The 18,120-nt window shown below is 66.1% G+C and carries 13 protein-coding genes and 1 pseudogene; 3 read left to right on the top strand and 11 right to left on the bottom strand.

What is annotated here, in order from left to right:
• Positions 1-102: 102 nt before the first annotated feature.
• Positions 103-288 (bottom strand): hypothetical protein, encoded by a 186-nt coding sequence (locus tag AC07XS_RS04410; RefSeq protein WP_054765350.1) that lies wholly within the window; start codon positions 286-288, stop codon positions 103-105.
• Between the two features lie 130 nt (positions 289-418).
• Here AC07XS_RS04410 and AC07XS_RS04405 point away from each other — a divergent pair, with 130 nt between their 5' ends.
• Positions 419-1,993 (top strand): sodium/sugar symporter, encoded by a 1,575-nt coding sequence (locus AC07XS_RS04405; protein WP_182713692.1) that lies wholly within the window; start codon positions 419-421, stop codon positions 1,991-1,993.
• On the opposite strand, the gene AC07XS_RS04400 is transcribed toward AC07XS_RS04405, so the two are convergent.
• Positions 1,975-2,217 carry a TonB-dependent receptor plug domain-containing protein gene (locus tag AC07XS_RS04400; protein ID WP_152949854.1) on the bottom strand — a complete coding sequence of 81 codons (243 nt, stop codon included), beginning with the start codon at positions 2,215-2,217 and terminating at the stop codon, positions 1,975-1,977. The two genes, AC07XS_RS04405 and AC07XS_RS04400, sit on opposite strands and share 19 nt — an antisense overlap.
• Before the next feature lie 68 nt (positions 2,218-2,285).
• On the opposite strand from AC07XS_RS04400, the gene AC07XS_RS04395 reads away from it, so the two are divergent.
• Together AC07XS_RS04395 and AC07XS_RS04390 are read left to right on the top strand one after the other, a co-directional pair.
• Positions 2,286-3,584 (top strand): MFS transporter, encoded by a 1,299-nt coding sequence (locus tag AC07XS_RS04395; RefSeq protein WP_182713693.1) that lies wholly within the window; start codon positions 2,286-2,288, stop codon positions 3,582-3,584.
• A 627-nt stretch (positions 3,585-4,211) separates the two neighbouring features.
• Positions 4,212-6,788, top strand: a complete 2,577-nt coding sequence (locus AC07XS_RS04390) for a M14 metallopeptidase family protein (RefSeq protein ID WP_321207969.1) — start codon at positions 4,212-4,214, stop codon at positions 6,786-6,788.
• A 55-nt stretch (positions 6,789-6,843) separates the two neighbouring features.
• On the opposite strand, the gene AC07XS_RS04385 is transcribed toward AC07XS_RS04390, so the two are convergent.
• The 9 genes and pseudogenes from AC07XS_RS04385 to AC07XS_RS04345 all read right to left on the bottom strand — a co-directional run bounded on the left by AC07XS_RS04385 (position 6,844) and on the right by AC07XS_RS04345 (position 18,120).
• Positions 6,844-7,809: a dienelactone hydrolase family protein gene (locus AC07XS_RS04385; protein WP_182713695.1), complete on the bottom strand. Its 966-nt coding sequence runs from the start codon at positions 7,807-7,809 to the stop codon at positions 6,844-6,846.
• The gene (locus tag AC07XS_RS04380) at positions 7,806-9,098 is read right to left on the bottom strand and encodes a dicarboxylate/amino acid:cation symporter (protein WP_182713696.1); all 1,293 of its coding nucleotides are present in this window, start codon (positions 9,096-9,098) and stop codon (positions 7,806-7,808) included. The genes AC07XS_RS04385 and AC07XS_RS04380 overlap by 4 nt, the downstream gene beginning before the upstream one ends.
• Positions 9,099-9,151: 53 nt before the next feature.
• Positions 9,152-12,442, bottom strand: coding sequence for a TonB-dependent receptor (locus AC07XS_RS04375; RefSeq protein ID WP_182713697.1), 3,291 nt, complete (start codon positions 12,440-12,442; stop codon positions 9,152-9,154).
• 95 nt (positions 12,443-12,537) lie between these two features.
• The gene (locus AC07XS_RS04370) at positions 12,538-13,482 is read right to left on the bottom strand and encodes a FecR domain-containing protein (protein WP_182713698.1); all 945 of its coding nucleotides are present in this window, start codon (positions 13,480-13,482) and stop codon (positions 12,538-12,540) included.
• Entirely contained in the window at positions 13,460-14,005 is a 546-nt protein-coding gene (locus AC07XS_RS04365; RefSeq protein WP_182713699.1) for an RNA polymerase sigma factor, read from the bottom strand. The genes AC07XS_RS04370 and AC07XS_RS04365 overlap by 23 nt, the downstream gene beginning before the upstream one ends.
• 213 nt (positions 14,006-14,218) lie before the next feature.
• Positions 14,219-14,338 (bottom strand): annotated as a pseudogene (locus AC07XS_RS04360) (IS5/IS1182 family transposase); the annotation flags it as partial.
• A gap of 217 nt (positions 14,339-14,555) precedes the next feature.
• Entirely contained in the window at positions 14,556-16,118 is a 1,563-nt protein-coding gene (gene guaA / locus AC07XS_RS04355; protein ID WP_152949848.1) for a glutamine-hydrolyzing GMP synthase, read from the bottom strand.
• Complete coding sequence (locus AC07XS_RS04350; RefSeq protein WP_152949847.1) at positions 16,115-16,819, bottom strand: 5'-methylthioadenosine/S-adenosylhomocysteine nucleosidase; 705 nt, start codon at positions 16,817-16,819, stop codon at positions 16,115-16,117. Before AC07XS_RS04350 ends, guaA begins: the two co-directional genes overlap by 4 nt.
• A complete protein-coding gene (locus tag AC07XS_RS04345; RefSeq protein WP_152949846.1) occupies positions 16,819-18,120 on the bottom strand; it encodes an RsmB/NOP family class I SAM-dependent RNA methyltransferase in 1,302 nt (433 codons plus the stop codon). Before AC07XS_RS04345 ends, AC07XS_RS04350 begins: the two co-directional genes overlap by 1 nt.

The raw sequence follows: 18,120 nt of genomic DNA, 5'->3' as shown, positions 1-18,120 counted from the left end.
GTGATCCCCCGAGGTCTGCCGAAGGCGCAGACGACAGAGAGACGGAGCGATCAGACCAAGCTGACAGGCGTCATCAACATTTCATCTCTGCGTCGCCGATCCTTACCGAACGGGCAATCCTGGATGGCGCCGCCCACGCCTTATCGACTTGGCGACCGCCTGAGCGGAGCCGGACCACCGCTGCGTCGCATCACGCTCGTCCTCGGGAATCTCTTCCAAGGGAGCGTAGAACATCAGGCCAGAGGCCGCGTGCAGGACGCGGGCGGCCGACATCTGCGAGCGGGTCATCGCCGCCTCCCCCCAAGGACAGCGGCTCCAGCACGTCCAGCCGCATCTATTAAAATCGTTGCGACGTTCAGGGGCCTAACCTAGGCTCCGGTTCGAGCTCGAATGAATGGGCCGAACGGGGGGATACACTATGTCGCTCGCAAGCGTCGATCTGGCGATCCTGGCGATCTACGCGGTCTTCATCTTCGGCCTGGCCCAGTGGGTTTCTCGCAGCAAGGGCGGCGAGCAGAAGACCTCCACCGACTATTTCATGGCCTCCAAGAGCCTGCCGTGGTGGGCTATCGGCGCCTCGCTGATTGCGGCCAACATCTCGGCCGAACAGATCATCGGCATGAGCGGGTCCGGCTATGTGATCGGCCTGGGCATCGCCTCCTATGAATGGATGGCGGCGCTCACCCTGCTGATCGTCGGCAAATTCTTCCTGCCGATCTTCCTGCGCAACGAGATCGTCACCATGCCGCAGTTCCTGCAGCAGCGGTACGGGCCGACGATCCGAAACGTGATGGCCGTCTTCTGGCTGCTGCTCTACGTCTTCGTGAACGTGACCTCGATCCTGTGGCTGGGCGCCATCGCCGTCCACACCGTCACCGGCTTCAACCAGGACTACGCCATCGTCGCCATCGGCGTCTTCGCCCTGGCCTATCAGCTCTGGGGCGGTCTGAAGGCCGTGGCCCTGACCGACATCGTCCAGGTGGCCCTGCTGGTCTGCGGCGGCCTGATCATCGGCTTCATCGCCCTGTCGACCATAGGCGGCGCGGGCGGCGCGCTGGCCGGCTTCAACACCCTGCTGACCGAGTTCCCGGACAAGTTCGACATGATCCTGTCGCCGGATAATCCTCACTATCAGGAGTTGCCGGGGATCGCCGTCCTGCTGGGCGGGCTGTGGATCATGAACATCAGCTACTGGGGCTTCAACCAGTACATCATCCAGCGCGCCCTGGCCGCCAAGTCCCTGCCCGAAGCCCAGAAGGGCATCGCCTTCGCCGCCTATCTGAAGCTGCTCATGCCGGTGATCGTGGTCCTGCCCGGCATGGCCGCCCTGGTGCTGGCCCCGAACCTGTCGGCGCCGGACCAGGCCTATCCGTCGATGATGAACCTGCTGCCGGTCGGTCTGAAGGGTCTGGTCTTCGCCGCCCTGATCGCCGCCATCATCGCCTCGCTGGCGTCCAAGGTGAATTCGATCTCGACCATCTTCACCCTGGACCTCTACGCCAAGATCAAGAAGGACGTGCCCGAGCATCAACTGGTCACGGTCGGCCGCATCGCCGCCGTCGCCGCCGTGATCATCGGCATCCTGACCGCCCGCCCCCTGCTGGGCGGCTTCGACCAGGCCTTCCAGTTCATCCAGGAGTTCACGGGCTTCTTCACGCCGGGCATCGTCGTCATCTTCATGCTGGGCCTGTTCTGGAAGCGCGCGTCCGAAGCCGGCGCCCTGACCGCCGCCATCGGCTCGGTGGTTCTGTCGGCCGTCTTCTGGGGGCTGCAGGAGACGGGTCAGTTCATCTTCCCCTTCATGAACCGCGTCGGCGTCGTCTTCATCGTCTCGCTGATCGCGGCGGTGGTCGTATCGCTGCTGGCGCCGGCCAAGCCCGACGCCATGAAGATCAAGCTGGACAACATCAGCTACAAGACCTCGCTCGGCTTCAACCTCGCCGGGCTCGGCGTCATCGCCTTCCTGATCCTCGTCTATTCGATCTGGTGGTGAGGTGAGCGACGGGCGTCTGATCCGTAAACGGCCGAGGAACCCGCCTGGGTGATATCCGCGCGCTCCGCGGCGCTCAGCGGAATACCGCTCAGGTTTGCGAAACCGTCTTTGATCCCGGCCGCGCCGGCGATGCCTCGTCCATTGACCAGGACTAAGGTATTGCCTGCCCAAACCGCCCAGATTGGCTGCGGCGACGCCCAGCGCCCCAGTTGCGAGACCGTCACAAGCGGCTGCTAAGGTGAAAGCCTCTAGGACGCGTCAGAAAAGCTTCCGGGAGACGGGGGGCGTTTCGGTGCTGGGCAGGCGTGACCGGTGGTCCACAACCGCCGTCTATGGTGCAGCTCACTACGGAAAGAGTCTGTTCTGGTACGGCGGAGAGGTTCTGTTCGCCTTCTTTCTGACCGAGGTTGCAGGTCTGACGCCCGCCCATATGGCCGGCGTCTTGGCGATCGGTTTTCTTATCAGCGCGATCTTCGACCTTCAGGCTGGGCGGATTCTGTTTCGCCGGTCGGCGGGCATGAGGCGCGCAGCTGGCCTGCAATCCCTCGGCGCGATCTTTAGCGGCGTCGCCTTGGTGGGGGTGGTCGCAACCGCCCTGCTTCCCTTTCCGATGCGCGTCGGCTGGGCCCTGACGACGGGCGTCCTGTTTCGCCTCGCCTTCGCCGTCTATGACGTCTCTCAAAACTCCCTGATGGCCAATGCGACCGCAGAGGTTGAGGCGCGGTCGCGTGTCGCGGTCACGCGCATCTTCGCCAGCGGCCTGGGCAATCTGAGCGTGGCCGTGGTGGTCGGTCCCTTGATCGCTGCTGAGCGGCGCGGCGGCGGCGGCGTCATGCTCATCGCCCTGGCGCTGATCGCGGCCCTGATCGCCATCACGACGGCGGGTCTGTTGAACCGGCGCCTGAGGGGCTCGGATCCAGCCGACCTTGACGTGCAGGCTTCGTTGAAAGGACCGGGCCTCGGCTTGGCGGCCCTATGGCCCCTGTTCGCCATGATGGTCCTGATGATGTTGGGCCCTTCTCTGTTTCAGAAGTTGGAGCCTTACTTCGCGACCCGCGCCTTCGCTTCATCGACGACGGGCGGCGCCCTCATCATCGCCGCCGCAGCAGGCGTCTGCTGCGGCCAACCGCTCTGGCTCATGGTCTTTCCACCGTCGCGCCGCGTCGCCCTTTTCACGGTTTCGGCTCTGCTCCAGGCCGCCGGGGCCGTGGTCTTCCTCCTGGCGCCGTTCGACGCGCCGATCGCCTTCGTCATCGGCGCCTGGTTGTTCGGCCTGGGCAACGGCGGTCTGGGCATGGCGAAATGGGCCAGCTTCAGCGACTGGGCGTCCCGCCTTCCGATCCACCGTCAGGGCCCGGCCTTCGCCATCTTCAGCGCCCTGGCGAAAATCACCCTGGCGCTGGGCGTGCTGATCGTCGCCGCCGCAATTCATCCGGACGCCACCCCGAAGGATTTGCGCGGTTTCATGGCCGCCGGCCCCGTCCTGACGTCGATAGGAATGATCATTCTGGCGCGACGGGCTGCGCCTCGCGAAACGGGCGACACGCTGGCTTCCGAAACCATGGGCGCATCACCACCTCGCACATCCTGAACAGCGTCGACATCCCATCTGATGTCGCGATCTGGCCGATCATATGGGAAAGCGAGGGCGCGGATCCGACAGCCGGCCTGACACAGATCAAAGGCTCAGTCGGGCGCCGTCGGCTTGACGGCCGGTCGGCGCCCAAGTCCCTCCACATAGGCGATCATGGCGGCCGGCTCGTGGTCGGGCGTAGCGACCAAGGAGGTTCCATCGACCTCGCGCAGGACCGGAATAGGGCGACGTTATTCTGGTGGGCCACTCTTATGGCGGCGTCGTGAACACCACCGATGGCGTCGATCACCCAAGCGAGCTAGCGTCTGCGGGTTCCAACCAAAGGAGTGCGATTGCCGACCGTGGATCTAGAAAACCCGACGGCCCTGCCAGGAGACAAGCTCCGCGACATGGTCCCGTTTGTGCGATGCGTTTCCTAGAGCGCCTGCGTTGCCATGTTGGAGGAAACCCGGGTCGCCGTGCGTCCAAATCAATGGACGGGAACGGAGATAGAAGATGTTAAACCGAATTTTGGCGGCGATTGTAATCGCGAGCGCGCTGCTTGGGGGACCAGCAGCCGCTCACACGGACCATATCACCTCCCCGAATGCGGCGTTTGGACATGACGTCGGCGACGATTATCAGTTGATCAACTATCGGCAGTTCGAAGCCTATCTCCACACGCTCGCCGCCCAGTCCGACCGCATGAAGCTGATGGAGGTCGGCAAGACGACCGAGGGGCGGACGCAGTATGTGGCCGCCGTCTCGTCTCCGGCGAACATCGCCCGCCTGGATCATTATCGCGACATCGCCCGCCGTCTGGCCAAGGCCGAAGGCGTGGACGAAGCCGAGGCGCGCGCCCTGGCGGCCGAGGGCAAGGCCGTGGTCTGGATCGACGGCGGCCTGCATGCGACCGAGACCGTGCCGCCCCAGGCCCTGATCGCCGCCGTCCATGAATGGGTGACGGCTCAGGATCCCGAGGCCCTGCGGGTGCTGGACGACGTCATCATCCTGTTCGCGCCACTGAATCCGGACGGCTGGGATCTGGTGGCGGACTGGTACATGCGGGAGGAGGACCCGGCGAAGCGGGAGTTCGCCAGCCTGCCGCGCCTCTATCAGGCCTACGTCGGCCACGACAACAATCGCGACTATTATCTGTCGGCGATGACGGAGACGACCAACGTCAACCGGATGCTGTTCCGGGAGTGGTTCCCTCAGATCGTCTACAACCACCATCAGCCGGCGCCGGCCGGGACGGTCGTGTTCATGCCGCCGTTCCGGGATCCCTTCAACTACAACTACGACCCCTTGGCGATGACCACCCTGTCTGAAGTCGCCGCCGCCATGCACAACCGGCTGGTCGCCGAGGGCAAGCCCGGCGCGACCATGCGCAGCGGCGCCCCCTATTCGACCTGGAACAACGGGATGGAGCGGTCGATCACCTATTTCCATAACGCCATCGGCCTGTTGACGGAGATCACCGGGCACCCGACGCCGAGCCGCATCGCCCTCGTTCCGGACAACCAGTTGCCGCGGAACGATCTGCCGGCCCCGATCGCACCGCAGACCTGGCGGTTCCGGCAGTCGATCGACTATTCGCTGTCGATCAATCGGGCGGTGCTGGACTATGCCTCGCGCAATCGCGACCGGCTGTTGTTCAACATCTGGCGTATGGGGGCGAACGCCATCGCGCGGGGCGAGACCGACACCTGGCGCGTCACCCCGTCGCGGATCGACGCCCTGAAGGCGGCTGCGGGCCAGACCGGCCGCACCGCCGATCCCGCCCTTTACGACAAGGTGCTGCGCGATCCGGCGCTGCGCGATCCGCGCGCCTATGTCATCCCGGCGGACCAGGCCGATCTGCCGACGGCGATCGCCTTCCTCAACAGCCTGATCAAGACCGGGGTGGACGTGGATCGCGCGACCCGCGCCTTCTCCATCGCCGGAACCTCCTATTCGGCGGGGTCGTTCGTCGTGCGGACGAACCAGGCCTATCGGCCGCATGTGCTGGACATGTTCGAACCGCAGGATCATCCGCACGACCTGCGATATCCCGGCGGTCCCCCGGTCCTGCCCTATGACGCGACCGGCTATACGCTGGCGCTGCAGATGGGGGTGAGGTTCGACCGGATTTTCGATCCGTTCGAGGCGCCGCTGGAGCGCGTGCCGGACCTGATCGCCGTGCCCGCCGGTAAGATTCGCGGACGGGGCGACGCGGGCTTCGTCGTCGATCATGCAGCGATCAACAGCTTCATCCTGAGCAACCGTCTGCTGAAGGCGGGGCAGCCGGTGTTCTGGCAGAAGACCGAGGTTCGTCTCGGCGCGCGCACCCTGGCGCCCGGCGCCCTGTGGATTCCGGAAAGCGAGACGTCGCGCGTCCTGGTCGAACAGGCGGTCGCCGAGCTGGGCCTGAACGCCGAGGCGGTGTCGCGCGCGCCGGCGGGCGACGCCATGGCGCTGAAGCCGGTGCGGATCGGTCTGGTGGATCGCTACGGCGGCTCCATGTCCGCAGGCTGGACCCGTTGGCTGCTGGAGCAGTTCGAGTTCCCCTTCGAGGTCGTTTACCCCCAGCGTCTCGACGCAGGTGACCTGAACAGGGATTTCGACGTCCTGGTGTTCGCGCCTGATCTGCTGCCCGGCGACTTCCCCAACGGGAGCGGGCGCGGACAGCCGGATCCCGAGACGATTCCCGAAGCCTATCGGTCCTGGCTGGGCGCCGTGACGCGAGAGAAGACCCTGCCGCAACTGACCCGCTTCGCTGAGGCCGGGGGCACGATCGTGACCGCAGGATCGGCCCATAAACTGGCCCTGGCCCTGGGGGCGCCGATCGAGGACGTGCTCTCGAACGCGGACAGGCCCCTGCCCTCCACCGACTTCTTCATCCCCGGCGCCTTGCTGGCGATGGACGTCGATCCGGCCGAGCCCCTGGCCTACGGCCTGCCGGCGCGACTGGATGTCTTCTTCGACGAAAACGCGGCCTTCACCGTGCGCGACGGCGCCCGGATCGCCGCCCGTTACCCAGCGACCCCTGTGGTGTCGAGCGGCTGGGCCATAGGGCCCGAGAAACTGGCCGGCGCCGCCGCCGTGGTCGATGCGCCTATGGGGCAGGGTCGGCTGATCATCCTGGGGCCGGACGTGATCAATCGCGCGCAGGCGCGGGCCTCGGTGCGGCTGTTGTTCAACGCCCTGTTCTACGGCCCGGCGACAGCGGCGGGCTCCTGAATCGGGAAAAGGGGCGTCGGCCTGACGCCGACGCCCCTCTCGCCTGGCCCCGGAGTCAGCGGGGCGCCAGCTGAACTTCGAAGAAGCGATCGACGCGGACGCGAAGATCCTCAGTCGCGGCGGCGTTGGCGGCGACCGCCTGGCGGCTGCGGCTGGGATCGTCGAATCCGTGGGCCGCATCCGGATAGAGGGTCAGGTTCACTGAAGCGCCCGCCGCTTGAGCGCGATCAACCAGGGTCCGGCAGCTTTCGGGCGACACCTCCTGGTCGGCCGTTCCCATGAAGACCTCGACCGGCGCATAGGTCTTGTACTCCCGCCGGAACCGTCCCTGGAGGCCGCAGCCCGGATAGAGGGCGAGACCCGCCCGGAAGCCGATCCGCCGCATGTCGCCGGGCTTGTCGTCAGCCAAGGCCGAAAGGACAGTGCTGGCGCCGTTGGAGAAGCCCATCAGGCCGATCCGGTCATCCGCCACCCCCTCCAGGCTGCGCAGGAACCGCAGCGCGCCATAGGCGTCCAGGGGGCGGATCGTCACTTCGTTGATCTCTGGCGGTCGCGAACTGTAGGTCCCGGCCGCGAAACCGGTCGGATAGCCTCGCGGCCCGAAACTGTCGACGACAAGGGCGTAGTACCCCCGGTCGGTCCAGTACGCGGCCCAGAATTTGAGTCGCAGCGTCAGGCTCCGCGCCTCATAGACCCCGTCGGCCAGGGACGAATAGACCCCGCCCCTGCCGTGCAGCAGGACGACCGCCGGCGCGCCGGATTCGGGCGTTGGTCCCTCGGGCCGGAACAGATAGCCGACCAGTTCGGTTCGCGGCTCGTCCATGCTGCGAAACACGACCCGCTCGCCGAGCCGCTGTTCAGCCGTGGCCGAGTCCTGCCGGACGGCGGTGTTCGATATCACCGTGTGGTGAACTGCATCAGATTTCAGCGGGGCTTGCGGCTGCTCCTGCGCCTGGACGGCCGGCGCCGCGGCCAGAAGGGCGGCGAGGAGCGCCGAGAGATGGCGTTGAGGACGGGTCATTCGAGCGGTCTCTCCTTGTAGGCTGTGAAATCCAGTTCGCCCTCCATCCGCGCGACGGCGACGGCGACGGCCAGGTCGCTGGTGCAGTTCGGCACGGTGCGGATCATGTCCAGGGGCCGATCGAAGGGCAGGATGAAGCCGACGATCAAGGCCGTCTGCTCCGGCCCTAGACCGATGACTGAAAGCACTGCCGCCAGCAGAAACAGGGAGGCCGAAGGCACGGGCGCGGCGCCCAGGGCCACCATGGCGGTGACCGCCATTATGGCGAGATAGTCGGCTGGCCCCAGGGCCACGCCGAAAACCTGGGCGGAAAAGGCGGCCAAGAGGCCGACGTAGAGGGCGGCGCCGTCCATGCTCAGGGTCACTCCGAGCGGCAAGACCGTCGAGGCGATCGCCGGGCTGACGCCGAGATTTCTCTGGGCCACCCGCAGCGCCACAGGCAGGGTCGCGGCGCTGGACGAGGTCGAAAAGGCCACCGCCACCGCGTCTACGATGTCGCGATAGAAGGGCAGAACCGGCGTTCGCGCCAGAAGACGCAGTACGGCGCCGTGAACGATGAAGGTCTGAAACGCCGCGCCGACAACAACACAGCAAGACAGCCGCAGGACGCTGACGAAGGCCGACGGCCCGCTGGTTCCCATCACCCAGGCGATGAGGGCGAAGACGCCGAACGGCGCCAGCTCCATTACGAACTGGACGACGCGCAGAAGCACGGCCGATCCGGACTCCAGAACTTTCTGCAAGGGGCGTCCGTCCTCGCCCGTCACCAACAGAGCGGAGCCGATCAACAGGGCGAAGAAGATGACGGCGAGAATGTCGCCCTCGGCCATGGCCGCGATCGGGTTCAAAGGCACGATGTCGGCGAGGACGGCGGCGAGATCCTGTGCGTCGGCCAGAGGCGCGGGCGCGACGCCCGCTAGATCGACGTCGGCGCCCGGCTGGATCAGCGCGCCCAGGCCCAGACCGACGGCGGCGCCCACCAGCATCAAGCCGAAGTAGAGAACCATGGTCTTGAGACCGACCGCTCCCAGACGCGCCGGGTCGGACATGGCCGACACGCCGGCGGCGACGGTCACGAACACCAGCGGGGTCACCAACATGCGGATCAGCCGAACGAAGAGGTCGCCGATCCATTTCAGATCCTGGGCGCGTTCTCCGAGCACCAGGCCCGCGAGCACGCCCAGCCCCAGACCCAGCAGGATCCGTCGCCACAGCGGCGTGGCGAACCATAGGCGCGTGACGATCCGCACCGGTCGGGCCAAGCCCGCCGAAGGCGCAAGGGAGGACATGTCGATTTCCAGAGAGGCCCGGACGAGGCCTCAGCCTCGCCCGGGCGTCGCCATTAGAAGGACTTGCGGATGCTGGCGTACCACCAGCGGCCGCGGTTGGAATGGACGCTGCCGTTGTAGCCGAACCGGTCGTCGGCCAGCGGCGGGTCCTCGTCGAACAGATTGCGCGCGCCGATCCGGACCCGGGCGCCGTCCAGCGGGCCGCCCTTGTCGAATTCGTATTGGACATAGAGGTTGTGGGTCAGCCACTCGTCCACCACCCAATAGTCGTCGGTATCCACATAGGTGGCGCTGGTGTCGACGAAGTCGGAGACGTAGCTGGTGTACCAGCCTGAGGTCCACTGCCCCAGGTCCCACGTCAGGGACGCGGTGAACTTCCATTCCGGCCGGCCGTTCTGTCCGATCAGGTCTTCCACGCCGCCGACCGTCACGCCCGCGATCGTGCCGTCGGCCAGGGCGTCCAGCAGGATCTGATGCTGTTCGCTGGCCTCCTGATACAGTTTCAGCTTCTGGCTGGCGTTGAGGCTGAGCCGCCAGTCGCCGACCGGGGTGTCGCGCAGCGTGTAGAAGAGGCGGAAATCGAGGCCTTCAGACTCGCGCGGCTGCAGGTTCATGTACTCGTCGGTGATGTACAAGAGGTCGCCGACGGGCGCGAGGCCCGCTGCGGCCGCATCGGCGATCTGCTGGGCGTTGGGCGTATCGCGAACCACATTGGGGTTCGAACTACCGATCTGACGCAGGTAGTAGTCCCTGATCAGTTGGTTCGTACCGCCGAAAATTCCGACCAGATCCTCCTGCCGGATCTTCCAGTAATCGACGGTCAGCGTCAGGTCGCCGAACCGGTCGGACCAGAGTTCGGGTTCGAACACCAGGCCCAGGCTGAGGTTCTCGGAGGTCTCCGCCTTGAGGTCCGTGTTCCCCGACCGTTTTTCGATCCGATCTTCGCTGGTGCAGTAGTCGTTGCTGGTCGTCAGCGTCGGGATTGCGCCGATAGCGAGTTGCACCGCACAGGCGGCGTAATCACGCCGGCTGTTGGAGCGTTCGAAATCCGGCTGGTGGAGTTGCAGCAGGTTGGGCGCCCGGAAGCCTTCCGACCAGGCGCTGCGGAACATCAGCCAAGGCGTCGGGCGATAGGCCAGCGCGATCTTCGGGGCCCCGACCGTCCCGAACAGGGTGTAGTTCTCCACGCGACCCGCAATCTGGAGGTCGATCGACTGCACCAGCGGGATGTTCATCTCGGGCGAAACGACCGGTACGGCCAGTTCGAGGAAGGCCGAGTAGACGTTGCGGGCGCCCGAGCTGTCCGGGGTGTAGGACACGCCCATCACGTCGCTCTGGGATACGACGCCTGCCAGGTCCGTAAAGGTGATCGTTCCGTCCAGACGCGGGTCGCGATCTTCAGCGAAGGTTTCGCGACGCGCTTCTACCCCCGCCGCCAGGCCCACATGTCCAGCCGGCACCGGATAGAAGTCGCCCTTGGAGACCTTGAAGTCCCACTGCATGAGCTCGGTCTCGGCATAGCGGTAGACCTTGACCATGAAACTGTCGATCGTCTCCTGGTTATTCAAACCCGTCGCGCCGTTCCGGGGACTGTTCAGATCGCCGCCCACAAAGGGATTATAGGCGTCAGGCGTCGTCCTATTGATCGCGTCCTGGAGCAAGGTCATGCTGACCCCGTCCATTTCGTCGGTCGTTTCGGCCTTGCTGTAGAGCAAGGCGCTTTCCCAATCGAAGCCGAAGCGTTCGCCGCGCAGACCGCCCAGATATCGGGTGGTGACGTTTTCGACCTCGACCTCCCGATAGCCGAGATCGGCGAAACGGTAGTCCTGAATCTGGATCGCTGAACCCGTTGTCGGCACCCCGGACAATCCGCTCAGCCGCGCCGTCACGCCCGTGGCGCCGAAAGGATTCCAGTAGGCGGTCGGCGACATGAGGACGCGCTGCGTGTCCAGCGGCGTGTCCTGCTGGCGCTGCGACCAAGTCTCGCCCCAGTAGTAGCTCAGCTCTCCGAAGAACTCGACGCCGTTATCGAACTCGTGGTTGATGAAGGTGAACAGATTGGCGCGGTCCACCGCCGAACTGATGGTCCGCATAGAGTCCAGACCATATCGGAGATTGTTGTCCTCGCTCGTCGTCGACAGGGTTGAGTTGTCGAAACAGGTCCCCGTCGTATAGGCGCCGGTGATGCAGCCGGCGTTGGTGCTGGGCTGAACGTGGAAGGTGCCGGCGGTAGATGTCAGGGTCGTTCCGTTGACGCGCGTGGTGGTTCCCGCGTTCTTGTAGGTCGTCGGATCCAGCTTGATGCCCTCAGCCCAGGCCGTGATCGTGCTGTAGGTCCCATAGTCGAGGCCAGAGGCGCGGCCGTTGAAGGCGGCCACCCGTCCCGCGACCGTCGCATAGTCGCGTTCCCAGATGTAGAGCGGATCCCGGGTCAGGTAGCCGCCCATGATTGAGACGTTGGTCTTGCCGTTGTTGAAGTCCTTGCCAGCCTGAAAATCGAAGGAATATTCCTCCATTCCCCCTTCGTCGTGCCCCATGGCGGCCTGGACCGTGAAGCCTTCGAAGTTGTCGCGCAGGACGTTGTTGACGACGCCGGCCACCGCGTCGGTGCCGTAAAGCGCCGCAGCGCCGTCCGCGAGAACCTCGACCCGACGCAGGCCGAATGTCGGGATGGCGTTGGTGTTGACCGTCTGAACCGGCACATAGCCTTCAATCTGCGTACCGGGGTGAGGCACCAATCGCCGGCCGTTCAGCAGTACCAGCGTATTGCCCGTGCCGATCGAACGCAGATCGATCGAAGCCACATCGCCCCGCGCATTGTTGATCCCGCCGTTGTCGCTGTCCGCCTCATTGAAACCGACGTCGCCCATCTGTGCGATGGAGCGGTAAAGATCGTCGCCGTCTGCGGCGCCGATCGCATCCAGATCAGACTGATCGACGACGGTGACCGGCAGGGCTTCGTTTATGCGTGTCCCCCTGATCCGGCTACCGACGACCACGACCTCTTCGACCTCGGCTGCGCGTCCGTCGCCGTGCGTTCGCTTTTGCAGGATGATGGTCGATCCCTCATGCGAGGCGACGTAGAGGTCGGTGCCTTCAAGCAGGCGGCTGAGCGCGTCTTCGACGTCCATCTGCCCCGAGACGGCGGGTCCGACGCGGCCCGTGAGGTGGCCGGTGGGCGCTGAAATCGTCACGCCCGCCTGACGCGCCAAGTCAGGAATGGCTTGAGCGAGCGGCTGGGCCGCCACATTGAACTGCCTCACCTGAGCAGCTGCCCCATGGGCGGCCACGACAAGCACCCCGCCGGCGACGCCCGCCGCCAGCCAACTCTTCCACGACACCATGAGATCCCCCGATCCGTCTGTCTATGTTCCCCCGGCGCACCGGACATAGACAAGACGGTTCAGGGATCAGAAATCCTCCAGCGTCCGGAAAATATTTAACCGTGAAGAAGCTGAATCCGGGTCGAGCTGATTTCCGCGCGGAGGTTCAGACTGCGCGCCGCCGCCCGGGCGAAGGCCGCAGGATCGTTCGCTTCGAACAGGCCGGTGATCTTCATTTCGGCCACGTCCCGATCCGCCAGCAGGATCGGAACGTCGCTGAAACGCGCGAACTCGGCGGCCGCCTGTTCGAGGCTGTCGTTGTGGAACTCGATCTTTCCGTCACGCCAGGCGAGAAGCCGCCCGGTTTGGGGCGCATCGACGAAACGAGGGCTGGTCGCTTCGCCGCCGGCCAGGCTGATCAGCTGGTTGGCGGTCAGGATGTGCGCCCTGTCCCGCCCGACCCGCATATGGACCGATCCCGCCAAGGCGACGATCTCGAGCGGCGCCTGATTCAGCCGCTTCAGCAGGAATGCGCCGTCATAGGTGGTCAGCACCGCGCCCGCAGCCCGCATGACGAACGGCCGCACGGGATCGACGGCCACCTCGAACAGGGCTTCGCCGTACATGAGGACGACTTCCCGGACAGATCGCGTATAGCGGACGCTGACCTGCGACAGGGTGTTGAGCGTCACGACGCTGCCGTCATCCAGCGTTACCGAGCGAATCTCGCCGCGCTGCGTGTCGAGACGTTGAGACCGCCGCCAGTAGGCGGCGGCCAGACCCGTTCCGCTCAACATCGCCACAGCGACGCCCGCCGCCAGCAGAGAGCGTCGCGCGACCATCGGTTGTTCGGCGACGGGTCCGCCTGCCAAGGCCGCCGCTTGTCTGGTATGAACCGCTATGGCGCGGGCGCGGGCGAACGCGCCCAGGCGACGTGGGTCCTCTCCCGCCCAGGCGTCGAATTCCCGCTGATGCGCCGGTGAAAACGGCCCACGATCAAGCCGCGCGGCCCACTGGGCGGCGCGGCGATCGATCTCTTCAGCCGTTTCCGTCTCTGCCATCCGCCCTTCGTCCGATCCGCACGTTTCGCAACCTAGACGCATCTGGAGCATCATATCCTCCATCGGCGTATGCGGCCATCAAGAGGACAAAGGCCTTGGCTATGTGCTTTTCGACGGTGCTTTCCGGGAATCCCGTCTCCCGCGCAATCTCTTTTTGAGAGCGTCCTTGGACCCGACTGAGAATGAAGATGCGGCGTGTCTTATCGGGAAGGCGGTCAATCATTTTCGCGAGAAGCCGAAGTTCGTTTCGGCCCGCGACTTCGTCTTCTGGCGTCACCGCATCTGCCGCCACCTGAAGTCTGTCAATATCTGCGACGGCGTCGAGCGGCACCACGCTCTTCCGTCTTAAGCGATCGACTGCAGCAGACCGGGCCGTGCGAAAAAGATAAGCGCGCACGTTAAGGATGGATCCGACATCCGCGACACCGATCAGTTTCGCGTAGGTTTCCTGCACGATATCATCAACGTCGGCTGGCGATGCCGCCCGGCGCAACCATGCGCGCAGCGCAGGCTCATGCGGCATCACGCTTCGCGCAAGCCAACGCGCTGTGTCTTCTGAAACCCCCATGGCCACAGAGACTGGCACGCGCCTTCACAAGGCAGCAAGCCCGCGATCTCTGAAATCACCCGCACCGGGAGGATGCCCTCCTTTTTTCGGGCGCTGTCGCGCAGTTGTTACAAAGCCGGCGTCGACGGTCGATAAAAACGACCCCCCCCCCCCCCACGCTCCGTTCGCCTAGGTTCTGGACTCATAAGCCCTGAGCCAGAGGCGGGTCGAGGTCAGCAGGACGGCGGCGAGGATGTCTCTTGCCAGCTTGTCGAAGCGGGTTGCGACGCGGCGGAAGTGCTTGAGGCGGATGTCCCGATCGCAGCGATTTCGACCGGGGCACGGGTGGGCAAGTGCGGATCGAGCGCCAACAACTGGCGCAACTCAAGAGCATAGGCTGAGCATACGTCCTGCAAATCTACCGCCGTAGTCCTACAGGATCGCATTGGCCGAGCCGGAGCGCCAATGTCGCCCTGTCAGCAACCCCCACCTTCGCCAGAGGTCGCACCCGCATGCCCGCCGCCTCTCACTCCCACTCGATCGTGCCCGGCGGCTTGGACGTCACGTCATAGACCACGCGGTTCACGCCGCGGACCTCGTTGATGATCCGCGTCGCCGTCTTGGCCAGGACGTCCCAGGGGAACTGGTAGAAGTCGGCCGTCATGCCGTCCGTCGAGGTGACGGCGCGCAGGGCCAGAACCTTTTCGTAGGTGCGGGCGTCGCCCATGACGCCGACGGTCTTGACCGGCAGCAGGACGGCGAAGGCCTGCCAGATGTCGTCGTAGAGGCCCGCCTTGCGGATCTCCTCCAGATAGATGGCGTCGGCGTCCTGCAGGGTCGCCACGGCGTCCGGCGTGATCTCGCCGGGGATGCGGATGGCCAGGCCCGGTCCTGGGAAGGGGTGGCGGCCGACGAAGGCGTCGCTCAGGCCCAGTTCGCGGCCCAGCGCCCGGACCTCGTCCTTGAACAGTTCGCGCAAGGGCTCGACCAGTTTCAGCTTCATATAGTCGGGCAGGCCGCCGACATTGTGGTGGCTCTTGATGACGTGTGCCTTGCCGCTGGACGAGGAGACGCTCTCGATCACGTCGGGATAGAGGGTGCCCTGGGCCAGGAACTCGGCGCCCTCGATCTTGGCCGACTCGCGGTCGAACACTTCGATGAACAGGCGGCCGATGGTCTTGCGCTTGGTTTCCGGGTCGGAGATCCCGGCCAGCTCGCCCAGGAATTCCTTGGACGCATCAACGTGGATCAGCGGGATGTTGTAGTGTTCGCGGAACAGGGTGGTGACCTGTTTCGCCTCGTCCTTGCGCAGCAGGCCGGTGTCGACGAAGACGCAGGTCAGCTGGTCGCCGATGGCCTCGTGGATCAGCACGGCGGCGACGGAACTGTCGACGCCGCCGGACAGGCCGCAGATCACCTTGGCGTCGCCGACCTGTTCGCGGATCTGGGCGATCTTCTCGTCGCGATAGGCGGCCATGGTCCAGTCGCCCTTCAGCCCGGCGATGCCGTGGGTGAAATTCTTCAGCATCTGGTGGCCGCGCGGGGTGTGCATCACCTCCGGGTGGAACTGCACGCCATAGAAGCGCCGCGTCTCGTCGGCGATCACCGCATAGGGGGAGCCCTCGGACGAGGCGACCACGTCGAAGCCTTCGGGGATGGCGACGATCTTGTCGCCGTGGCTCATCCAGACTTCCTCGTCCTCGCCCACCGGGGCCAGACCGGCCAGCAGGGGCGAGTCCTTCTGGACCGTGATGGCGGCGCGGCCGAACTCGCGCGTATGGCCGCCCTCGACCTTGCCGCCCAGCTGTTCGCACAGGGTCATCTCGCCGTAGCAGATGCCCAGGACCGGCACCCCGGCCTCGAACACGGCCTGGGGCGCGCGGGGGCTGCCTTCTTCGTGGACGCTCTCGGGCCCGCCCGACAGGATGATGGCCGCCGGGTTCATCCCCGCCAGGGCCGCCTCGGCCTTCTGGAACGGATGGATCTCGCAATAGACGCTGGCCTCGCGCAGGCGGCGGGCGATCAGTTGGGTCACCTGGCTGCCGAAGTCGACGATGAGGACTGATCGGTGGTCGTGCGGCAAGGTCATGGCGTGATCGAATCCGGGGCGGGAGGTTGCGCGGGGTCTTGGCCTTGTGCGGCCGGGATTTCAAGGGCGGCGAGGCCGTCGGCCTCCAGCACCGCGATCAGACGGTCCAGAGCGGCGGCCAGGTTCTCGTCCACATGGCAAAGGGTGGAGGTCCAGTCCTCGAGCGCCTTCAGCTCGGTCCGGCCGTCCGACACGCCGCGCAAGGCGACCAGAGGAAGGCCGAAGGTCTGGGCCGCCCGGACCAGGGCCCAGGTCTCCATATCCACCATCTCGGCGTCGATGGCGTCATAGGCGACGCCGGAGACGACATTGGCGCCGGTCGAAAGCCTGGCGGTCGGCAGGCCCGGGACGGGGCACGGCAGGGGCAGGACCGCAGGCTGGTTCAGCAGCGGGGTCACCCCCTTGGGAAAGCCTAGAGGGCTGGCGTCCATGTCGCGATAGGCGACCGAAGAAGCCTGATAGACGCAGGCGTGCTCCAGCACCCGCGAGCCGCACGACCCCAGGGAGACGATCAGATCCGGCAGATCGCCCGCCGCCTCCAGCCGGGCCAGGGCTGCGGTCAGGGCCACGGCGGCCTCCACCGGGCCGACGCCGGTCATCAGGGGCTGGATGCGGGCGCGCAGACAGTCGCCGTATTCGGCGGGCGCGGCCATAACGTAGAGGACCGAAATCTCGCCGTGCCGAACCGGCGCCGCCCCCATCAGGCGGCCCGCTGATAGACGGCGGCGAAGAAGCCGTCGGTGTCGGCCGAGGCCGGCGACAGCCGCAGCCGCGCGCCGGACGCCAGTTCAGCGAACCTGGTCCGGGCGGCGTCGGTCAGTTGCGGCGCGCCCAGCAGGTCGGCGACCGGGACCGGTTTGAACTCGGGATGGGCGGCCTCGAAAGCGTCGGCGCTGGCCTCGTTCTCGCGCGCCAGCATCGAACAGGTGACATAGACCAGACGCCCGCCCGGTTTCACCAGCTTGGTCGCCTGGCTCAGGATACGGACCTGAACGGCGTGCAGTTTCTCGACCTCGTCCGCCGTCAGACGCCAGGCGTCCTCGGGCCGACGCCGCCAGGTGCCCGAGCCCGAACAGGGGGCGTCGACGAAGACCAGATCGGCCTGGCCGTTCAGCGCCTCCAGCCCCCCGCCGTTCTGGCCGATCAGCACCAGTTCGGCCTCGACGCCCGCGCGTTGCAGGCGAGGGCGGATATTCTCCAGCCGCTTGTTGACCACGTCGGAGGCCGTCAATCTCCCCTCCCCCTTCATGGCCTGGGCCAGACCCAGGGTCTTGCCGCCGCCGCCTGCGCAATAGTCCACAACCGTCGCGCCGGGTTGCGCCCCGGCCAGCCAGCAGACGACCTGACTACCCTCGTCCTGGATCTCGAACTTGCCGGACTTGAACCCCTCCAGCGCCTGGATATTGGGCGGCGGCTCGGACGGCACGCGCAGGCCGACGGCCGACCAGGGCGTGCGCGAAACGTCCAGCCCGGCGGCCTTCAGTTCGGCCTCGACCTCCTCGACCGTGGCGGCCGAGTCATTGATCCGCAGGTCGATCGGGGCGCGCGGCGCCATCAGGGCGCGTGCCTCTTCGGCCCAACGCTCGCCGAAGGTCGCCTTGAAATCCTCGACCACGAACTCGGGCAGGCCGGCGGCGACCCAGCCGGGAAGCTCCCCCTCCCCCGCCGTGATCCGGCCGCGTTCCTGTTTCGACAGGGGCCGCGGCCCGTAGCCGTCGCCCGCATGCAGGGCCTCGATCTCTTCCAGCGACAGGCCGTCGATGGCGTGCAGGGACCCGATCACCAGGGCCCGGCCGTCCTCGCGCCCGCCCATGATCCAGGACAGGCGGCCGCGCGCCCGCAGCACCTTGTAGACGCGGTCGGCGATGGCGCGCCGGTCCTTGGACCCGGCGTATCGGTTGGCGCCCCCCCAGGCTTTCAGGACGGTTTCCGCCGGCTGGCGGCCCTGGGCGATGGCGTCCAGAACGGAGGCGGCGGCGGCGAGACGGGCGGCTGGGGTCAA

The sequence above is a fragment of the Brevundimonas sp. GW456-12-10-14-LB3 genome (assembly GCF_059424365.1).
This window is presented reverse-complemented; position numbering and strand designations above follow the sequence as displayed.